Genomic DNA, 2,072 nt, shown 5'->3' on the forward strand with positions numbered 1-2,072 from the left:
TGCCTCGCCTTCCGCCCTGACTCAACGCATGCGCAACGCCGGCCATCCATCGCATGCGGGCAGGCGGGGCGGGATTGCCCGTGGCCGAATATGGCCTTGCGCTTCACCGGGGATTTGACTAGTCTCAAAAAAGTCCAGATGTCCTTCAGGTGGCCGAAAGGCCATAACAGGGAATCCGGTGCAAAGCCGGAGCGGTCCCGCCGCTGTAATCCCCCACGAGAAGGTCCGGTCCAATGAGCCACTGCCGCAAGGCGGGAAGGCGGGCCGGGCGGGGAGAGCCAGAAGACCTACCTGAAGCGTTTCCTGCCGGATGCGGATCGCGGAACCCGCATGCGGACAAGAATGAATCTACCCGACAACCGTCGCCTGGGTTCGCGGTGCTGCCGCGAAACCGTGCTTTGGCGACAGCGCAGGCAGTTCCGCCGCAGCCGCCAAGGCGCAGCGCGGCCTTCCGCATTTTCTGCCTGCAAGAGAACCCAATGCCCAGCAAAATCCTCAAACGCGACGGATGCATCGAGACCTGGTCCACCAAGCGCATCGGCAACGCCATCTTCAAGGCCCTGAACAGCAGCGGCATCAAGGACCCCCTGCTGGCCGACCGGCTGGCCGGCAAGGTGGAAAAAAAGCTGACGGGCATCGACATCCCCGAGCAGGAGCAGGTCCAGGACATGGTCCAGCAGGTGCTCATGGAGGCCCGGCTTTACAAGGTGGCCGAGCGGTATATCATCTACCGCGAGAAACGCCGCGAGCTGCGCTCCCAGAACGAGGCGTTCCTGGACATCGCCGCAGTGACCGACAGCTACCTGAACAACGTGGACTGGCGCGTCAACGAGAACTCCAACATGACCCACTCCTACCAGGGGCTCATCCTGCACATGGCCGGCTCGGTCCAGGCCCGGTACATGCTTGAGAAGTACCCCGAGGAAGTGCGCCTGGCCCACACCCACGGCTACTTCCACATCCACGACCTCTCCTTCGGCCTGGCCGGATACTGCTCGGGCTGGTCCCTGCGCGACCTGCTGCTCGAAGGGTTCAACCTGCGCGACCGCTGCTCGTCCACCCCGGCCAGGCACTTTGACGCGGCCTGCGGCCAGATGGTCAACTTCCTGGGCACCCTGCAGAACGAATGGGCTGGCGCGCAGGCCTTCAACAACGTGGACACCTACCTGGCCCCGTTCGTCCGCCACGACGCCTTGAGCTACCACGACGTCAAGCAGCAGATCCAGAAGCTGCTCCACAACCTCAACGCCACCTCGCGCTGGGGCGGCCAGTCGCCGTTCACCAACTTCACCTTCGACTTCGCGCCCCCGGCGCACATCGCCAAGGAGCCGGTGATCCTCGGCGGACAGCTCCAGGACGCCACCTACGGCGAATACGCCGAGGAGATGGCCATGATCAACCGGGCCTTCCTGGAGGTCATGCTCGAAGGCGACGCGGACGGCCGCATCTTCTCCTTTCCCATCCCCACCTACAACGTGACCAAGGACTTCCCCTGGGATTCCGAGGAGGGCAGGCTGCTCCTCAAGATGACCGCCAAGTACGGGGCGCCCTACTTCCAGAACTTCATCAACTCGGACCTGAACCCCGAGGACGTGCGCTCCATGTGCTGCCGGCTGCAGATGGACCTGCGCGAGATCCGCAAGAAGACCGGCGGCCTGTTCGGCGCGGGCGATCTGACCGGCTCCATCGGCGTGGTCACCCTGAACCTGCCCAAGCTGGCCTACCTGGCCCACAACGAGGAGGACTTCATGGACCTGGTCACCGAGTATGCCCGGCTGGCCTCGGAGTCTCTCGAATTCAAGCGCAAGGTGGTCCAGAAGAACCTGGACGCGGGCATGTTCCCCTTCTCGCGGCGCTACCTCAAAAACGGGTTCAAGGGCCATTTCTCGACCATCGGCCTCATCGGCGGCCACGAGGCCTGCGTCAACCTGCTCGGCAAGAAGGATGGGAGATGGGACAGGCAAATAATGTTGGTCATCCCTCTTCAACCCTGCTAAACGAAACCCATCCCATACCCGCATCCACTCCCCCAAACCGGAGGTCCCTATGCCCCGCATTCCCCGGCTGCTCGT

1 protein-coding gene and 1 riboswitch are annotated in these 2,072 nt (G+C 63.4%); the gene reads left to right on the forward strand.

Going from position 1 to position 2,072, the window contains the following annotated elements; genetic code table 11:
* Positions 1–130 precede the first annotated feature (130 nt).
* A riboswitch (cobalamin riboswitch) is annotated at positions 131–309 on the forward strand.
* Positions 310–479: 170 nt separating this feature from the next.
* A complete protein-coding gene (locus ACTVJH_RS15740) occupies positions 480–1,997 on the forward strand; it encodes a ribonucleoside triphosphate reductase (RefSeq protein ID WP_455992825.1) in 1,518 nt (505 codons plus the stop codon).
* The last annotated feature ends 75 nt before the right edge of the window (positions 1,998–2,072 follow it).

The sequence above is a fragment of the Desulfoplanes sp. PS50 genome, assembly GCF_053851535.1.